Below are 16,516 nucleotides of genomic sequence, written 5' to 3' on the forward strand. Positions count from 1 at the left end.
ATCTAGCTATCTTTCTTTTGAAAGATGGCTGGGGTACCAGGATTCGAACCTGGGAATGCCAGGATCAAAACCTGGTGCCTTACCGCTTGGCGATACCCCATCCGCTAATTCAATTGTCAACACACTTATTTATCAGAAATATGGCTGGGATACCAGGATTCGAACCTGGGAATGCCAGGATCAAAACCTGGTGCCTTACCGCTTGGCGATATCCCAACTGATAAATTCTTGACGAGGTTAAAATGGTGCGGGAGGCGAGACTTGAACTCGCACACCTTGCGGCGCCAGAACCTAAATCTGGTGCGTCTACCAATTTCGCCACTCCCGCAAAAAGATGGTGGCTATGACGGGATTCGAACCTGTGACCCCAACATTATGAGTGTTGTGCTCTAACCAGCTGAGCTACATAGCCATCTTTTTTTTGCATAACCTTCGTCGGCGTTGCGGGGCGCATTATGCGTATTACAGACAAATCCGTCAACTGCTTTTTGCATTAATTTTCGAGAAACGTGTCCGTTTGCTCGATGGTTAATCATTTTGTCGAAAAAAGATCCAAAAAACAACCTTGTTGATGAAAAATATCTCAAAAAATAAGACGCAATAGTGTGTGAATAAAAAGAAAAAACAAAGCAGTAACAGAAATGAGATTAAGTGAAAGAAGGAAAAGATGAAGAACAATGAGCATAAAAAAAGAAATGCGGTGAAAAAATCACGCTACATTTCTTTTTCTTTGGATATTACTGATTGAATTTTAGACTTATTTCGCAATAAAGGTCAGAAAAGTATACATTCAACTCAAAAAGTATAATTTATCGACAATAAATTACTTTTCTAATAGCTGTTGAAGCAATTCTCCGTTAAGCATTGCGCGTTTAGTTAAGGCAAAAGCCCCTATGGCAGAACGATGATCAAGCTCTGATGTGACGACAGGAAGCTCTTCTCTGAATTCTTTTAATACTTGCGTATTAATACAACTTTGAATTGAGGGAAGTAAAACTTCAGCTGCTTCAGTCAATTCACCCGCTAAAACCACTTTTTGTGGGTTAAATAAGTTAATAGCGATCGCAATCGCTTTACCTAAATGTAAACCCACTTGTTTGATGGTTTCGACTGCTAGCGGGTCATTTTTTACAGCAGCTCGACAAATATCTTGGATTTGGCACTGTGTTGGCGATAAATACTGGCTTGGGTAGCCTTGCTCTAATTGATAGCGCACTTTGGCTTCGATAGCAGTATTGGATGCAATCGTTTCTAAACAACCAAAATTACCACAATGGCAACGTTCACCTAGAGGATCGATTTGAATATGACCAATTTCCCCAAGGTTACCACGCTGGTTGAGCAGAATTTTGTTATTAATGATAACACCCGCACCTGCACCACGATGTATCCGGACGAGTAGTGAGTCTTCACAATCTCGTGTGGCACCAAAATAGTTTTCAGCTAGTGCAAGGCTTCGAATATCATGCCCAGCATAACAAGGCAGGCTAAAGCGTTTTTCTAAGCTATTTACCAGAGCCCAATTATCTACTTTCATATGAGGCATATAACGAACAATGCCTTTATTTGGATCAACAAGACCGGGCAAAATCACGGAAATTGAAATAAGCTCACGAATGCGACGTTGATTTTGTTTAATAAAGTCATCAATTGCATTGATGAGCAGGGCTTCAACTTCATTTTGAGTACTCTGCTCTAGAGGGTAGTGTTGCTCAATGATGACTTTACCGCTCAGATCGTAAAGAGCGACGGTGGCATCATTACGCCCCAATCGCACACTGACTGTATTAAAATTGCGGTGTTCAACAATAATAGAAATTGCGCGACGTCCACCTGTTGATGCCTGTTGATCAACCTCTTTGATTAAGCCTCGTTCAAGCAACTGACGAGTAATTTTAGTCACACTGGCTGGCGCTAGTTGGCTTTGTTCGGCTATTTGGATACGGGAAATTGGCCCGTGTTGATCAATCAGTCGATACACAATCGCACTGTTAAGTTGTTTAACAAGATCGATATTGCCAATTTGCGTTTCAGTGTTGTTATGACTCATCAGCATAGACATCCATTAGTTATTCAGTTATTTCGATACCATTGACAAACGTTGTGCAAAGGTTGAAGTCCTTGTCGAAAGAAGTGAGGTTTGCAATTTTTCCTGCTTCAATTGTTCCCAATTCTTTTTCCATTCCGATTGCACGAGCAGGATAAAGTGTTGCCATCCGCAATGTTTCATCTAATGGAATACCTACATGGATCACGCTATTTTTAATTGCACCAATCATGGTCAGTGATGATCCACTTAATGTGCCATCTGCATCGACACAAAGACCATTACGATAATATATGGTTTTACCCGCAAAAACGAAGCTATCCATCTCATTTTTACTAGGATCAAGCCCTGCTGGCGCAGTTGCATCTGTGACTAAAAGTAGTTTTTCACCTTTCAGACGCTTACTGTTACGAATATTTGCCCATGAAACATGTAAACCATCGGCAATGATACCAGCATAAACCTCAGGTGTATCATAAATGGCACCTACAAGCCCCGGCCCTCTGCCTGTAATATAAGGCATTGCGTTGTAAAGGTGAGTCGATAATGAGATTCCATTACGGAATCCTTTACGTGCTTCTTCATAAGTCGAATTGGAGTGACCCGCAGAAACAATGATACCTGCTTTGATTAATTGACGAACATACTTTTCATCAACCATTTCAGGCGCGAGGGTGATTTTAGCGATAACATCAGCATTATCGCACAAATAGTCAATCATCTGTGCACTAGGTTGGCGAATAAACTGTGGATCATGAGTCCCTTTTTTAATTACATTGATATAAGGGCCTTCTAAATGTAATCCCAACACTTTATTTTCATGTTTCTTCATATAAGCACGAGTTGCGTCAATGCCTATTTTCATCAATTCATCAGAACAGGTAATTAACGTGGGTAAATAGCTAGTGCAACCTAAACGTTCATTTGCTTTTTGCATAATTTCTAACGTTTCAACGGTGACATTTTCAGGCGTGTCATTAAATTGTACGCCACCACAGCCATTAACTTGTAAATCGATAAAACCGGGAGAGACAATTGCACCTTTCATATCACGAACAGTGATATCTTTTGGCAGTTGATCCTGTGGGCAAACCTGCTCAATACGGGAGCCGTTAATAATAATGGCGTGGTTTTCTAAACGGTCGAAACCTGTATAAATAACAGCATTTGTTAAGGCAAACATACCTTTGTCTCCTGATAAGGGAAGTCAATCTAAAAATCCGATATCAGCCAGCAAATTCTGGCTGATAAGTAAGAGAGCTTAGTCTTTTCCACTACTTAATCAGTAGGTACTTATTTTACTAAACTTAGTCTTGGTATTTCTGACACTCTTGCGCTTCAATCTGTTGGAAATAACGCAATGTTTTTACTCGTAATTCCATTGTTGCAGGATCATCACACACTAAAATGGCTTTAGGGTGAAGTTGAACACAGGAAATCGTCCATAAATGGTTAACAGCGCCTTCTGTTGCAGCATGTACTGCTTGCGCTTTATTAAAACCAGTTGCCAAAATCATTAATTCTTCAGCATCTAATAATGTACCTACACCAACTGTCAGTGCATATTTAGGAACATGATTAACATTATTATCGAAGAAGCGTGAATTTGCTAAACGAGTGTCTTCTGTTAGCGTTTTCATGCGAGTACGTGAAGAAAGTGATGATGTTGGCTCATTAAATGCGATATGACCGTCGTTACCTACACCGCCCATAAACAAATTGATTTTGCCATAAGACTTAATTTTAGCCTCATAACGTTCGCATTCTGCTTGTGGATCTTCTGCATTACCGTTTAATAAATTGATATTTTCATCTTTAATATCAATATGATTAAAGAAGTTTTCATACATAAAAGTACGATAACTTTGTGAATGATCTGATGGAATACCAACATATTCATCCATATTGAACGTTACAACGTGTTGGAAGCTGACTTTTCCTGCACGATGTAATTCAATTAACTCTTTATATGTCGCCAATGGCGTGCCACCAGTTGGTAAACCAAGCACGAAAGGGCGCTCTGCTGTTGGATTAAACGCATTGATCTTCTCAATGATATAATTTGCAGACCACTTACCAACTTGTTTTGCCGTGGATAGGGGGATTAACCTCATAGTAACCTCATAGAAAAAAGACAAATCTGATAACTCAGTAACGTGTTATTTTATCGTGTGATTATCAGTGGCTCATCTATACTCGTCATCCTTCAAGTTGCAGGGGTGTTGGCTACGCTCAGCTACCCGAATCACATACATGAGTATATTCATCGGGATATCTTTGCTTGCCGCCTACCTGCAACTCGAATGATTTAGAGTGTATAACACGAATTTCTTTTCATTTTTAGCTGATGATCGAAATGTCCTGCCAAAAGATATTTTTAATCATAAAATAAGCTTTCTGACTTAGCCAGCATTTCAGCTAAAAAATATACTATATTGGTGACTTAACTCACAAATTATGACTAATTAATTTGCGATACGAAATAAATTTTTTAGACTAAAAATGGAATTAAATAATTAGCTCATCATTTTTCTTATAAAATATGAATGAGTATGAATAAGATCCCAATATAGGGGCTATCCAAGGGGGAGTTTGTGAATATTTTAAGTTATCTGCAGAAGATAGGACGGGCGCTGATGGTGCCTGTTGCTACATTACCTGCAGCAGCAATTCTGATGGGGATTGGCTACTGGATTGACCCAGTAGGCTGGGGTAGTGATAACGCGCTTGCTGCCTTACTTATCAAATCTGGTGCTGCTATCATCGACAATATGTCAGTCTTGTTTGCCATTGGTGTTGCTTATGGTATGTCGAAAGACAAAGACGGTGCTGCCGCTTTAACAGGGTTTGTTGGGTTCTTAGTTGTGACAACACTTTGCTCTCCAGCCGCGGTGTCAATGATCAAAGGCCTACCTTTAGAAGAGGTTCCAGTTGCTTTTGGTAAAATAAATAACCAGTTTGTTGGGATCTTAGTTGGTGTACTTTCAGCCGAGCTTTATAACCGCTTCAGTAGCGTTGAGCTGCCTCGCGCACTGTCGTTCTTTAGTGGTCGCCGTTTAGTTCCCATTCTGACCTCGTTTTTAATGATCATCGTCGCCTTTATTCTGATGTATATCTGGCCTGTGATTTATGGCGGATTAGTTAGTTTTGGTGAAAGCATTAAAGATATGGGAGCATTAGGTGCGGGTATTTACGCATTCTTTAACCGTTTATTAATTCCTGTGGGCTTACACCATGCGTTGAACTCTGTATTCTGGTTTGACGTTGCTGGTATTAATGATATTCCTAACTTCCTAGCAGGTCAGCAAGCTATTGATTCTGGCTTAGCAACAGTGGGTGTTACAGGTCGTTATCAAGCAGGTTTCTTCCCAGTAATGATGTTTGGTTTACCGGGTGCAGCTCTTGCTATTTATCACTGCGCACGTAAAGAACACAAAGCAAAAGTGGCTGGTATTATGATGGCGGGTGCGTTTGCCGCATTCTTCACTGGTATTACTGAGCCGCTTGAATTCTCCTTTATGTTCGTCGCACCAGTGCTTTATGTTATTCACGCATTCTTAATGGCGATTTCTGTTTATATCGCGGCAAGCATGGAGTGGATTTCAGGATTCGGCTTTAGTGCAGGCTTAGTGGATATGTTCTTATCTTCACGTAACCCACTGGCTGTTCATTGGTACATGCTGATTGTTCAGGGTATTGTTTTCTTCTTTATCTATTACGGTATTTTCCGTTTCACTATCACTAAATTTAACCTGAAAACACCAGGTCGTGAAGATGAAGTGACCGGTGATGAAACTGCTGATGGTTATGATGAAGATATCAAAACAGCGCCAGCAAATAGTAAAGAAGGTATTCAACAAGAAGCTCGCCAATATATCGCGGCTATCGGTGGTTCTGATAACTTAACGGGTATTGATGCTTGCATTACACGTTTACGTCTTAATGTAAAAGACTCTGGCGTTGTTAATGATGCATACGCAAAACGTTTAGGGGCTTCAGGCGTTATTCGCTTAAACAAACAAAGTGTTCAGGTGATTGTGGGTACACGAGCAGAGCTTGTCGCTAACGCAATGCGCGATGTATTAACACAAGGTCCTGTGCCTGCTTATGAAGGTGCTTCTGCTTCAACAGTTTCTACTGAAAAAGCACCCGTAAAACAAGCGAATGCCAATGCAAAAGTGTTACTTGAAATGATTGCACCTTTTGATGGTGAAGTGGTGGCATTAAAAGATGTGCCTGATGAAGCGTTCTCTAGTGGTGTTGTTGGCGATGGCGTAGCAATCAAACCAACCTCTAATATCGTGATGGCGCCTGCGACAGGTACTGTTGTTAAGATTTTTGATACAAACCATGCATTTTGTATTGAGACTGACAATGGTGTGGAAATCATTGTGCATATGGGAATTGATACCGTTGCATTAGGCGGCAAAGGCTTCAAGCGTTTAGTTGAAGAAGGTGCAGACGTTAAAGTTGGTCAACCTATCTTAGAATTAGATCTTGAATATCTGAACGCTAATGCTAAATCGATGATAAGCCCTGTTATTGTCAGCAATATCGATGATTTTGATAAGATTGCTGAACAAGTTGCAGGTGTTGTGGTCGGAAATAAAACGGTTATCTACAAAGTGTTAAAATAAATTCTATATAGATATTTAATCCTCTATAAAGAGATGGTTAAATAAGACGATAAAACGGGGAGTCTTTCGAACTTCCCGTTTTTTTATCTCTATTTTGATAAATATCTCAGGGGTGTATTTAGCTAAGGTATTTATGAAACCTGCTTATTGGATTATAGTGGGTTAATTATGCGTTTTGCTTTGAGGAAAAAATGACCATGAATGAGGCAGATGCCCGCCCAACGAACTTTATTCGTCAAATTATTGACGAAGATCTGGCTACCGGGAAACATGATAGCGTTCAAACGCGTTTCCCACCTGAACCTAATGGCTATCTTCATATCGGCCATGCGAAATCAATTTGCCTGAATTTTGGTATTGCTAAAGATTATCAGGGAAAATGTAATCTACGTTTTGATGATACCAATCCAGTAAAAGAAGATATTGAGTACATCAACTCAATTCAAAAAGATGTTCAGTGGTTAGGTTTCCAATGGGAAGGTAGCATTCATTACTCCTCAGATTATTTTGATCAACTTTATCAATATGCGATTGAGCTGATTAATAAAGGCTTAGCTTATGTTGATGAGTTAAGTGCTGAAGAAATTCGTGAATACCGCGGTACATTAAAAGAGCCAGGTAAAAACAGCCCTTATCGCTCACGTAGCGTAGAAGAAAACTTAGCGCTGTTTGAAAAAATGCGTGCGGGTGGCTTTGAAGAAGGTAAAGCGTGTTTACGTGCGAAAATTGATATGGCATCACCTTTTATTGTTATGCGTGATCCTGTTCTTTATCGTATTAAATTCGCTGAACACCACCAAACCGGAAATAAATGGTGCATTTATCCAATGTATGATTTTACCCACTGTATCTCTGATGCACTGGAAAATATCACACATTCTTTATGTACTTTAGAATTCCAAGATAACCGCCGTTTATATGATTGGGTGCTGGATAATATCACTATCCCTTGTCATCCTCGTCAATATGAATTCTCGCGTCTTAACCTTGAATATACAGTGATGTCAAAACGTAAGCTGAATCAGCTTGTGACAGAAAACATTGTGAATGGTTGGGATGATCCTCGTATGCCAACGATTTCAGGCTTACGTCGTCGTGGTTATACCGCAGAATCTATTCGTGAATTCTGCCTACGTATTGGTGTGACGAAACAAGAAAACAACGTCGAAATGGCAGCTTTGGAATCTTGTATTCGTGATGACTTAAACGAAAATGCACCACGCGCAATGGCGGTTATCGATCCAGTTCGTTTAGTGATTGAAAATATGCCAGAAGGTGAAGAAATTCTTGTTGCACCAAATCACCCAAACAAACCAGAAATGGGTACGCGTGAAGTACCATTTAGCCGTGAGATCTATATTGATCGCGCAGACTTCAAAGAAGAAGCAAACCGTCAATATAAACGTCTGGTGCTAGGTAAAGAAGTGCGTCTACGTAATGCTTATGTGATTAAAGCAGAACGTGTCGAAAAAGACGAGCAAGGCGAAATTACGACCATTTACTGCACCTATGATGCAGAGACTCTAAATAAAGATCCTGCTGATGGGCGTAAAGTTAAAGGCGTTATTCACTGGGTAAGCATTCCACATGCTATTCCTGCTGAAATCCGTCTTTATGACCGTCTATTTAGCGTACCAAACCCAGCAGCAGAAGATGATTTCTTATCAACAATTAACCCTGAATCATTAGTTATTCGTGAAGGTTTTGTTGAACGTAGCTTAAAAGATGCCGCTATCGAAAAAGCGTATCAATTTGAGCGTGAAGGCTACTTCTGCGCTGATAAGCTTTCAACAGCGGATAAACTTGTATTTAACCGTACTGTGGGCTTACGAGACACTTGGGCGAAGATTTCTCAGCAAGGTTAATCTGTTGCCGCGTTTTAAGACACATTAGTACTTTAATGAATAAAATGCTCGGTAATTATTTATCGAGCATTTTTTATCTGTTTTACATCTTAGTTTGGATGATTTTTCATCTATTGATATTAAATATTTACCATTCTTAATTTGATTAGTCTCTCGTTTTTTCTTTTTTAGGTGATAACTTTTCATTTATTTCATTTGAAATAGTTTATTCACTATCACTTTATTCTTTTGTTTTTTCATACCATCACGCTAAATAAAACTGTAATAAGAAAAGTGTGATTAATACCACCTATTTCACATAGTTAAAAAAGATCATTTATAAATACTGCTTATTATTCCTTTCTATAAAAACGAAATTTCATATCATTTAAAGATTGTTTTATAAAATGCATTTAAATCAATTAATTATGATTGGTTTTAATCAATAATTATAAAAGCAAGAAAATGAAACGATCATTTGGTTATGTGCCCTTTGTCATATTTTGATAAAAATTCTTTTTTTTAGGTTGATAATTCGCGTCGCGAAAAATATGCTGTTTCTAACCTAATTTAGGTTTTTTCCCCACTTGGGGTTTTATATTTGGAAATAGGCATTGTGCTTATTTCTTTTTTAGTCAAAGTCAAAGAGGAAACAATGCTATGGTTATGCAACATGCTAAACCAGGCAGGGTGGCACTTGCCGTTATGGGCGCATTGCTTGTAACTGCACTACCTGCAAAAATGTCTCATGCTGAAGGGTTTATTGATGACTCAACCTTAACAGGCGGTCTTTTTTATTGGCAACGTGACCGTGATAGAAAAGAGTTAACACCAAATAGTCCTGATTACGGCAAATACAAAGCTAACTTACACCATTCTACTTTCAACGCTAATCTAGATTTCTCATCAGGCTACCTTGGTGATTTTATTGGTATTGATTTAGCTGCTTTTGGTGCGGCTGAATTGAATAACAGTGGCCCAGCTGCACCTAATGAAATTGGTTTTAGTGATGCAAAAAGTCGCTGGGATGAAAAATGGACTGGCGATCGCAGTGGCATGAGTGTTTATAAAGCGGCTGCGAAATTCAAATTAGGCAATTTCTGGGCTCAAGGTGGATATATTCAACCTAAAGGCCAAAGCTTATTGCGTCCACATTGGAGCTTCTTACCGGGGACTTATCGCGGTGCTGAAGCGGGTGCTGTTTTCGATTTCGATAAAAGCGGTGAATTATCTTTCTCATATATGTGGACGGATGAATATAAAGCACCGTGGTATCGGAATATGTATAACTTCCGTAAAGCTGATCTAGAAACCAATATCAGCTATCTTCACTCTTTTGGCGCCAAATATGATTTTAAAAACAGCCTAGTGTTAGAAGCTGCATTTGGTCAGGCCGATGGTTATATCGATCAGTATTTTGGTAAAGTTTCTTATGATTTTCCAATTGCTGACAATGCATTAAGAACGTCTTACCAATTCTACGGTGCTAAAGATAAAGTTACCGGCGGTGGTGTTAATGACGTTTATGATGGGTTGGCATGGTTACAAGCACTGACTTTTGGTTATACCTACAATGTATTTGACTTCAAAGTAGAAGGAACGTGGGTTAAAGCTGAAGGTAATCAAGGTTATTTCTTACAACGTATGACTCCAGGCTGGGCAACCTCTAACGGTCGTCTTGATGTTTGGTGGGATGGTCGTTCTGACTTTAACGCCAATGGAGAAAAAGCACTTTATGCTGGCGTTATGTATGATCTGAAAAACTGGGATCTGTCAGGTTGGGCTGTCGGCACTTCATATATTTACGCATGGGATGCGAAACCAAGTGGTAAAGCCGTTTATGACCAAGGTCAGCGTATCAGAGAAAGTGCATGGAATGCGGATATTATGTATACGGTTCAAGAAGGTCGCGCTAAAGGTACTCTCTTTAAGCTTCATTATACCCGTTACGATAACCACTCCGATATTCCAAGTTATGACGGTGGTTTTGGTAATATCTTCCAAGATGAAAAAGACGTTAAGTTTAACGTGATAATGCCATTCACTATTTTCTAATATCAGCATAGGGATAAAGTGTATTAATTGCACTTTATCCTGAATAAAATTAAAAAAGCTAAATACGATTACGATAAGTAAAAATAAGTAGTAGAAAGATAGAGATGCATTAATTAAGAAGAACCTTACAAATAAGCCTCGTTAATAAAGTGAAGTAGTCAGCAGCAGTAGTAAGAAGTAAAAGAGCCGAAGTAAAGAGTCGTTTTAAAATCGCAGTATGTAGTAAAAGTAATGTAGTAAAAGTAATGAAGTAAAGTCGTCATGTCATGTCGTCTGAGATAAATGTGAGTGGGTTATGTTTATCTCCTGTGCTTCAGTTATTTCGCAGAATTTGCGTAAGGTATTTACCCTAAGTAAAGGCAGTCAGAGTGGGTATCGTAGTGGGGGGTAAATACCTTTATTTTTTCATTCCTTTCTTTTTCGTCCTTTTCATCCTTGTACGTTTTTTTATTCTATGGCAAATTTCTTGCCATTCATTTTATCTCACCTTATTTATTATTCTGCATTGAAGGCTGTTCGATAATGCGAGTTTTCAGGAAGAAACATGTTAAAGCGATTGGATGATTTTTTATTAGAACCACCATTGAAGCCCTTTAAAGGTATAAAACGATTTGTTGTTGAATTTCTCTTTTTTGGTGTGAAAGAGGCACGTTCTTGTTTATTTGCAGGATTTTTCTTTTTTATTTTATTTGCAACACCAAGCAACGGTGTTTTTGGTATACCTCGTTATGATGTGCTTCTTATTCTCGCTATCGCTTTTCAATTATGGATGGTGTGGGGAAAGTTAGAAACATGGGATGAATTAAAAGCGATTTGTTTTTTCCACATTGTTGGTTTTGTGATGGAGTTATTTAAAACATCAGCGGCAATTGGTTCATGGAAATACTCTGATTTTGCTTACACAAAATTGTGGGAAGTCCCATTATTTACAGGCTTTATGTATTCGGCTGTGGGGAGTTATTTAATTCAAGCATGGCGTTTTTTAAAGGTACGAATTGAACATTACCCACCTTATTGGCTGGCAACATTGGTTGCACTTGCGATTTATATTAATTTCTTTTCTCATCATTTTATTGGTGATTATCGTTGGTATTTAACAGCCTTTATTTTAGGTCTTTATGCTCGTAGTGTGGTTTATTTTACGCCTTATGATACAGAGCGAAAAATGCCCTTATTACTTGCTTTTGTTCTGATTGGTTTCTTTATTTGGCTTGCTGAGAATTTTGGTACGTTTTTCGGTGTTTGGCAATATCCAAACCAAATTGGTGCTTGGTCTGCCGTGCATGCAGGGAAGTGGGGCTCTTGGTCACTGTTAGTTATCGTTACTTTTACGATAGTGGTGCATTTAAAACATATTAAACACAGTATTAGTGTGGCGAAGTGAATTGTTATAGATTATGTTCTTTTTAAGATGACGTCATATGTTGACGTCAATGGAATGAATGATGATAAAGACCAACGAACTGAGTTCCAAACACTATAAGACACTCGCTGATATACTAACAGTGCCTCCAAAGTCAGGAATTAAGTGGATGATGTAAAGAGCCTAATAAATAATCTTGGTGGGAAAGTTAAAAATGGTAATGGCTCTAGACGAAAATTTATTTTAATGGGATCTGTTTATCAAACACACCAACCTCATCCTGAGAATGTTATGGATAAAGGCTCTGTAAATGGTCTACGTGAATGGTTTGAGAATGTGATAGGAGTAAAGCATGATTAAAAGTACGAATATCATGATAATAAGTGGGCATCCAGCATCAGTTGTTTATGAATCTGAAATTAAAGCCTTCAGAGGACAATTTTTAGATGTAAATGGATATTGTGATTTTGTGGCTGATAGTATTGATGGATTACAAAAAGAAGGGGTTATTTCCTTAACGGAGTTTGTTGAAACTTGCATTGAAGAAGGAATTACGCCTTTTAAAGAGGAAGATAAACTTAAAGCATTTACATTACGTTATCCTGCTTGGTTAGAAACTCGATTGAATGCAACCGTTGCAGCACATGCAATCTCAAAAAATCAGTTTATTGTCCAGTTATTAGAGCGTGAACTAGTTACACGATAATATTTGGGTTCATAACATAGGGCAATAAAAAAGGAACTGTTCACAGTTCCTTTTTTTTACTGAGAGATTATCCAGAATGAATTATTTCTCATCATGTGCGTGGCTATCTTCTTTACAATTACCTTCAGCACAATGGCCATATAAATAAAGGCTATGATTGGAAAGTTTGATACCATGACGTTCAGCGATATTTCTTTGGCGTAATTCAATTGCATCGTCTGTAAACTCAATAACTTTGCCACAATCAAGACAAATTAAATGGTCATGATGGTGTTGTTGAGTTAATTCAAATACTGATTTACCACCTTCAAAATTATGTCGGGTAACAATACCAGCATCATCAAATTGGTTTAAGACGCGATACACTGTTGCCAGACCAATCTCTTCACCGATATCGATAAGTTTTTTGTAGAGATCTTCAGCACTGACATGATGGCACTCAGGATCCTGGAGCACTTCCAAGATCTTTAAGCGAGGAAGTGTAACTTTTAACCCAGCATTTTTTAACGCTTTATTATTGTCGGTCATGCGGATTTAATCCTGTTGCTAATGGTGAATTTAATTTTTGTGCTCACAAATGGGCTTTATTCATTAATACTCGGGTGAATAAATAACCTCATTGATTATAGGCATGATATTTAAAAATAAACACCCCACCTATCACACTATCTTAGCACACCATTGAATAATTATCATTCTCAATATTGAGTATTTATATTATCCCAAAATTTCGTCTAGGCTCATTTCTTCTTTGATTTGAGCAACCCAAGCGTCAACACGCTCTTCGGTTAATTCTGGTTGACGATCTTCATCAATCGCAAGACCGATAAAATGATTATCATCTGCAAGCCCTTTAGAGGCTTCGAAATGATAACCTTCGGTTGGCCAATGTCCTACGATAACTGCACCACGAGGTTCAATAATATCGCGGATAGTACCCATTGCATCACAGAAATATTCTGCATAGTCTTCTTGGTCACCACAACCAAATAGTGCAACAAGCTTACCATTGAAATCAATATCTTCTAGTGTTGGGAAAAAATCATCCCAATCACATTGTGCTTCACCATAATACCAAGTAGGAATACCTAGTAACAGAATATCGAACGCTTCGATGTCTTCTTGACTGGATTTTGCAATATCATGAACTTCGGCATTATCAGCGCCCAGTCTTTCTTGAAGCATTTTGGCAATATTTTCAGTGTTGCCAGTATCACTGCCGAAGAATATTCCTATGATTGCCATAAAGTGAGATAACCTCTTTTATTCTAAATTCGTTATATTTCAAATTGTAGCGTTATTGACTACGTATATTTCCACAAGTCACATACTTCTTGTATGTTTCTAGTGATTCATTCACTTGTCACCTAGCTACACTTCAAAATATTTAGAGTATATTTGTCTGTGTTTGAACAATTACTAGTGAAAGATAAGCATTGTGTTTTCATAATAGAAAACTAAAAACGTATTTTGACGAAAATAGCAGGCTAATTCTGTCGAATTTGTGTGGTTTATCTGCTAGCTATTCTTGTTTTGATGCATTTTTAAGGCGTTATTTTGCGCCAATTGCTCTAGTAATATTTCTTCAATAAGTTCACTACGACTGACGTTTCTTTCTGTCGCCAACTCATTGAGAGCATTTACAGCATCTTCATTTAATTTTAACTCAACTCGACGTAAACCATTAACTCTGTCACGTCTTAATTGATTGCGTTTATTAATTCTAAGCTGTTCATCCCGAGAAAGCGGGTTTGTTTTAGGTCGCCCAGGTCTGCGTTCATCTGCGAACAAATCCAGTGTGGTGCGATCAGTTTGTTCTTTTGCCATAAATTTTGCTGTGAAAGGGCGTATACCAATGACTCAATTGCGAAACGCCCAATAATACCCCACATAGTGATGTCTCGCCACTGCTTCCTGAGTTTAACTTATTGTGATTTGGTCTTTTTATCAACAGACGCTATTTTTAAGCACAATAATTATACATTCTAGTAAATTATCATTTTTCAGTGACGTTATTTTAAGCTGTTAAGTAAGATTTCGCTAAAAAACGACGAATAGCCTTAATAACGGTATCTGGTTTTTCTGAATGTACCCAATGTCCTGTATTTGCGACAACAAAGGCAGTCGCGAGCGGAAATTGACGAACGATGTTTTCACGATACTCATCTAAAATGTAAGGTGATAAACCGCCACGAATAAATAATACAGGATGATGCCAAGCAGGCACCTCTTGCCAGCCAATAATGTCTGAATAAGCATTTTTTATTGCAGGTAAATTAAATAGCCACTCACCATTTTTGAATGATTTGAGTAAAAATTGGATCACACTTTCCTCTTTAATAAAAGGACGCATTATTTCCACAGCATCTTGACGACGTGTGACTTTAGCTTCTGTTACGGCTTCAAGCGCTGCAAAAATTTTGTCATGGCGGCGAACGTTATAAGCAACGGGTGACATATCAATCACAACAATATTTGCAATACGTTCGGGAGCTAATGCTGTCATCGCCATCGCAATTTTGCCTCCCATTGAGTGCCCAATAATAATGGCTTTTGAGATAGTTAAACTATCAAGCAATGCGAGCACATCTTGCGCCATATCTTGATAATTCATACTTTCGCTATGAGGAGAGTGTCCATGGTTACGCACATCAATTTGTATCACGGTATTATCTTGACGAAGTGCACGACCTAAAACACCTAAATTATTGAGATCACCAAAGAGGCCATGGATCAAGACGATAGGTAAATTAGATACAGGTGTCGTTTCAGGTTGGTGTAATTGATAATTTAGTAATGTATTGAGTTTCATATTAATGACCAAGATGATTGCGATTTTCTTCTATGATGACATGCACAAGATGCTAAGCCAACTTATCGCAATAATATGAAAGAGTAATGAAGTTCAGAAATAATTGATAAGAGACGTTTATAAAAAACCATAAAAATGCCATTATCCAGATATATATTCCAAACTTATTCAAAAAGTTGAAATCTTGACATTGCTCAAAAATAAATAATTAGAATTTTATATTATTTGGGGGCTGGGGTAGTGTGATATAGCGGCGTTTAAAACTGGCTTTGTGCGAATAAGTTCAAAGAATAGAAGATGATACCAAGATAAACAATAGGATAAATACCGAGCTTAGCCTTTAAAATGGCAGGATCTTGAATAGATCCTCTTTAAGTTATTGAAATTTTGCCTATTTTGTTTTTAAAGATTATATCTTATAATCCTAATTACTTTTTTTTGAAAATAGTACTGGGTAGCAATGAAAAAGATAGAAATTGATGACGAACTTTACCGCTATATTGCTAGCGAAACTAGACATATCGGTGAAAGCGCTTCAGATATTTTAAGGCGTCTACTGAAGCTCGATGCCAAACAGCCCGTACAACCAGTCGTTGTCACTGAGTCAGTACAAGTACCTGTTATTAAACAGGAAGCTGAACCTACACCTATAACACCAGCAAAAAATCCGATCCGTGAAATGCGAGAACTGCTGTTATCTGATAGTTACGCAGAAAAAACAAAATCAGTTGATCGTTTTTTACAGATCCTTTCTACGTTATATAGCCTAGATAGCGCTACTTTTACTCAATCTGCTGAAACAGTACATGGACGAACACGCATCTATTTTGCTGGTGATGAACAAACATTACTCGATAGTGGACGTCATACAAAACCGCGCCATATTTCAGGCACGCCGTTTTGGGTTATCACTAACTCGAACACAGAGCGTAAGAGAACGATGGTACAAAGCATCATGCAGGATATGCAATTCCCTGCAAATGAGATTGATAAGGTGTGTGGAACTATCTAACCACTATTGTTAATTGATGCATTGCAAAGGCTTTTGTTTA

At 38.2% G+C, this 16,516-nt stretch carries 13 protein-coding genes, 4 tRNA genes and 1 pseudogene; 7 read left to right on the plus strand and 11 right to left on the minus strand.

The window, feature by feature from the left end; all coding sequences use genetic code 11:
- Nucleotides 1–25: 25 nt before the first annotated feature.
- The 7 genes from ABN212_RS16025 to nagB form a co-directional block, all read right to left on the minus strand.
- Nucleotides 26–100: transfer RNA gene (locus ABN212_RS16025), tRNA-Gln, on the minus strand.
- Nucleotides 101–141: 41 nt separating this feature from the next.
- Nucleotides 142–216 (minus strand) — tRNA-Gln (locus ABN212_RS16030).
- Between the two features lie 27 nt (nucleotides 217–243).
- Nucleotides 244–328, minus strand: a tRNA-Leu gene (locus ABN212_RS16035).
- A 7-nt stretch (nucleotides 329–335) separates the two neighbouring features.
- Nucleotides 336–412: transfer RNA gene (locus tag ABN212_RS16040), tRNA-Met, on the minus strand.
- A gap of 411 nt (nucleotides 413–823) precedes the next feature.
- Complete coding sequence (nagC, locus tag ABN212_RS16045) at nucleotides 824–2,056, minus strand: DNA-binding transcriptional regulator NagC (protein ID WP_088493435.1); 1,233 nt, start codon at nucleotides 2,054–2,056, stop codon at nucleotides 824–826.
- Nucleotides 2,057–2,069: 13 nt separating this feature from the next.
- Nucleotides 2,070–3,230, minus strand: a complete 1,161-nt coding sequence (gene nagA / locus ABN212_RS16050) for an N-acetylglucosamine-6-phosphate deacetylase (RefSeq protein ID WP_109374101.1) — start codon at nucleotides 3,228–3,230, stop codon at nucleotides 2,070–2,072.
- A gap of 124 nt (nucleotides 3,231–3,354) precedes the next feature.
- Nucleotides 3,355–4,161, minus strand: a complete 807-nt coding sequence (gene nagB, locus ABN212_RS16055; RefSeq protein ID WP_109374102.1) for a glucosamine-6-phosphate deaminase — start codon at nucleotides 4,159–4,161, stop codon at nucleotides 3,355–3,357.
- A gap of 480 nt (nucleotides 4,162–4,641) precedes the next feature.
- On the opposite strand from nagB, the gene nagE reads away from it, so the two are divergent.
- The 6 genes and pseudogenes from nagE (at nucleotide 4,642) to ABN212_RS16085 (ending at nucleotide 12,652) form a co-directional block, all read left to right on the plus strand.
- The gene (gene nagE, locus ABN212_RS16060) at nucleotides 4,642–6,684 is read left to right on the plus strand and encodes an N-acetylglucosamine-specific PTS transporter subunit IIBC (RefSeq protein ID WP_196534168.1); all 2,043 of its coding nucleotides are present in this window, start codon (nucleotides 4,642–4,644) and stop codon (nucleotides 6,682–6,684) included.
- A gap of 197 nt (nucleotides 6,685–6,881) precedes the next feature.
- A complete protein-coding gene (gene glnS, locus ABN212_RS16065; protein ID WP_036912065.1) occupies nucleotides 6,882–8,549 on the plus strand; it encodes a glutamine--tRNA ligase in 1,668 nt (555 codons plus the stop codon).
- A gap of 639 nt (nucleotides 8,550–9,188) precedes the next feature.
- Nucleotides 9,189–10,583 carry a chitoporin ChiP gene (chiP, locus tag ABN212_RS16070; protein ID WP_109374105.1) on the plus strand — a complete coding sequence of 465 codons (1,395 nt, stop codon included), beginning with the start codon at nucleotides 9,189–9,191 and terminating at the stop codon, nucleotides 10,581–10,583.
- A 544-nt stretch (nucleotides 10,584–11,127) separates the two neighbouring features.
- The gene (locus ABN212_RS16075) at nucleotides 11,128–11,967 is read left to right on the plus strand and encodes a DUF817 domain-containing protein (RefSeq protein ID WP_349443414.1); all 840 of its coding nucleotides are present in this window, start codon (nucleotides 11,128–11,130) and stop codon (nucleotides 11,965–11,967) included.
- Between the two features lie 61 nt (nucleotides 11,968–12,028).
- Nucleotides 12,029–12,306 (plus strand): annotated as a pseudogene (locus tag ABN212_RS16080) (type II toxin-antitoxin system HicA family toxin).
- Nucleotides 12,299–12,652, plus strand: coding sequence for a type II toxin-antitoxin system HicB family antitoxin (locus tag ABN212_RS16085; RefSeq protein ID WP_198630179.1), 354 nt, complete (start codon nucleotides 12,299–12,301; stop codon nucleotides 12,650–12,652). The pseudogene ABN212_RS16080 and the gene ABN212_RS16085 overlap by 8 nt, the downstream one beginning before the upstream one ends.
- An 81-nt stretch (nucleotides 12,653–12,733) precedes the next feature.
- Here the strand turns inward: ABN212_RS16085 and fur are convergent, their stop codons facing one another.
- From fur to ybfF, 4 genes are all read right to left on the minus strand, one after another.
- Complete coding sequence (gene fur / locus ABN212_RS16090) at nucleotides 12,734–13,180, minus strand: ferric iron uptake transcriptional regulator (RefSeq protein WP_023581171.1); 447 nt, start codon at nucleotides 13,178–13,180, stop codon at nucleotides 12,734–12,736.
- 189 nt (nucleotides 13,181–13,369) lie between these two features.
- Nucleotides 13,370–13,897 carry a flavodoxin FldA gene (gene fldA, locus ABN212_RS16095; protein ID WP_004244384.1) on the minus strand — a complete coding sequence of 176 codons (528 nt, stop codon included), beginning with the start codon at nucleotides 13,895–13,897 and terminating at the stop codon, nucleotides 13,370–13,372.
- A gap of 273 nt (nucleotides 13,898–14,170) precedes the next feature.
- A complete protein-coding gene (gene ybfE / locus ABN212_RS16100; RefSeq protein WP_109373935.1) occupies nucleotides 14,171–14,479 on the minus strand; it encodes a LexA regulated protein in 309 nt (102 codons plus the stop codon).
- Between the two features lie 190 nt (nucleotides 14,480–14,669).
- A complete protein-coding gene (gene ybfF / locus ABN212_RS16105; protein ID WP_349443415.1) occupies nucleotides 14,670–15,464 on the minus strand; it encodes an esterase in 795 nt (264 codons plus the stop codon).
- Between the two features lie 460 nt (nucleotides 15,465–15,924).
- On the opposite strand from ybfF, the gene seqA reads away from it, so the two are divergent.
- Nucleotides 15,925–16,476: a replication initiation negative regulator SeqA gene (gene seqA, locus ABN212_RS16110; protein WP_196573948.1), complete on the plus strand. Its 552-nt coding sequence runs from the start codon at nucleotides 15,925–15,927 to the stop codon at nucleotides 16,474–16,476.
- The last annotated feature ends 40 nt before the right edge of the window (nucleotides 16,477–16,516 follow it).

This window comes from Proteus genomosp. 6, assembly GCF_040139785.1.
In the GTDB taxonomy this organism is placed as follows: Bacteria; Pseudomonadota; Gammaproteobacteria; order Enterobacterales; family Enterobacteriaceae; genus Proteus.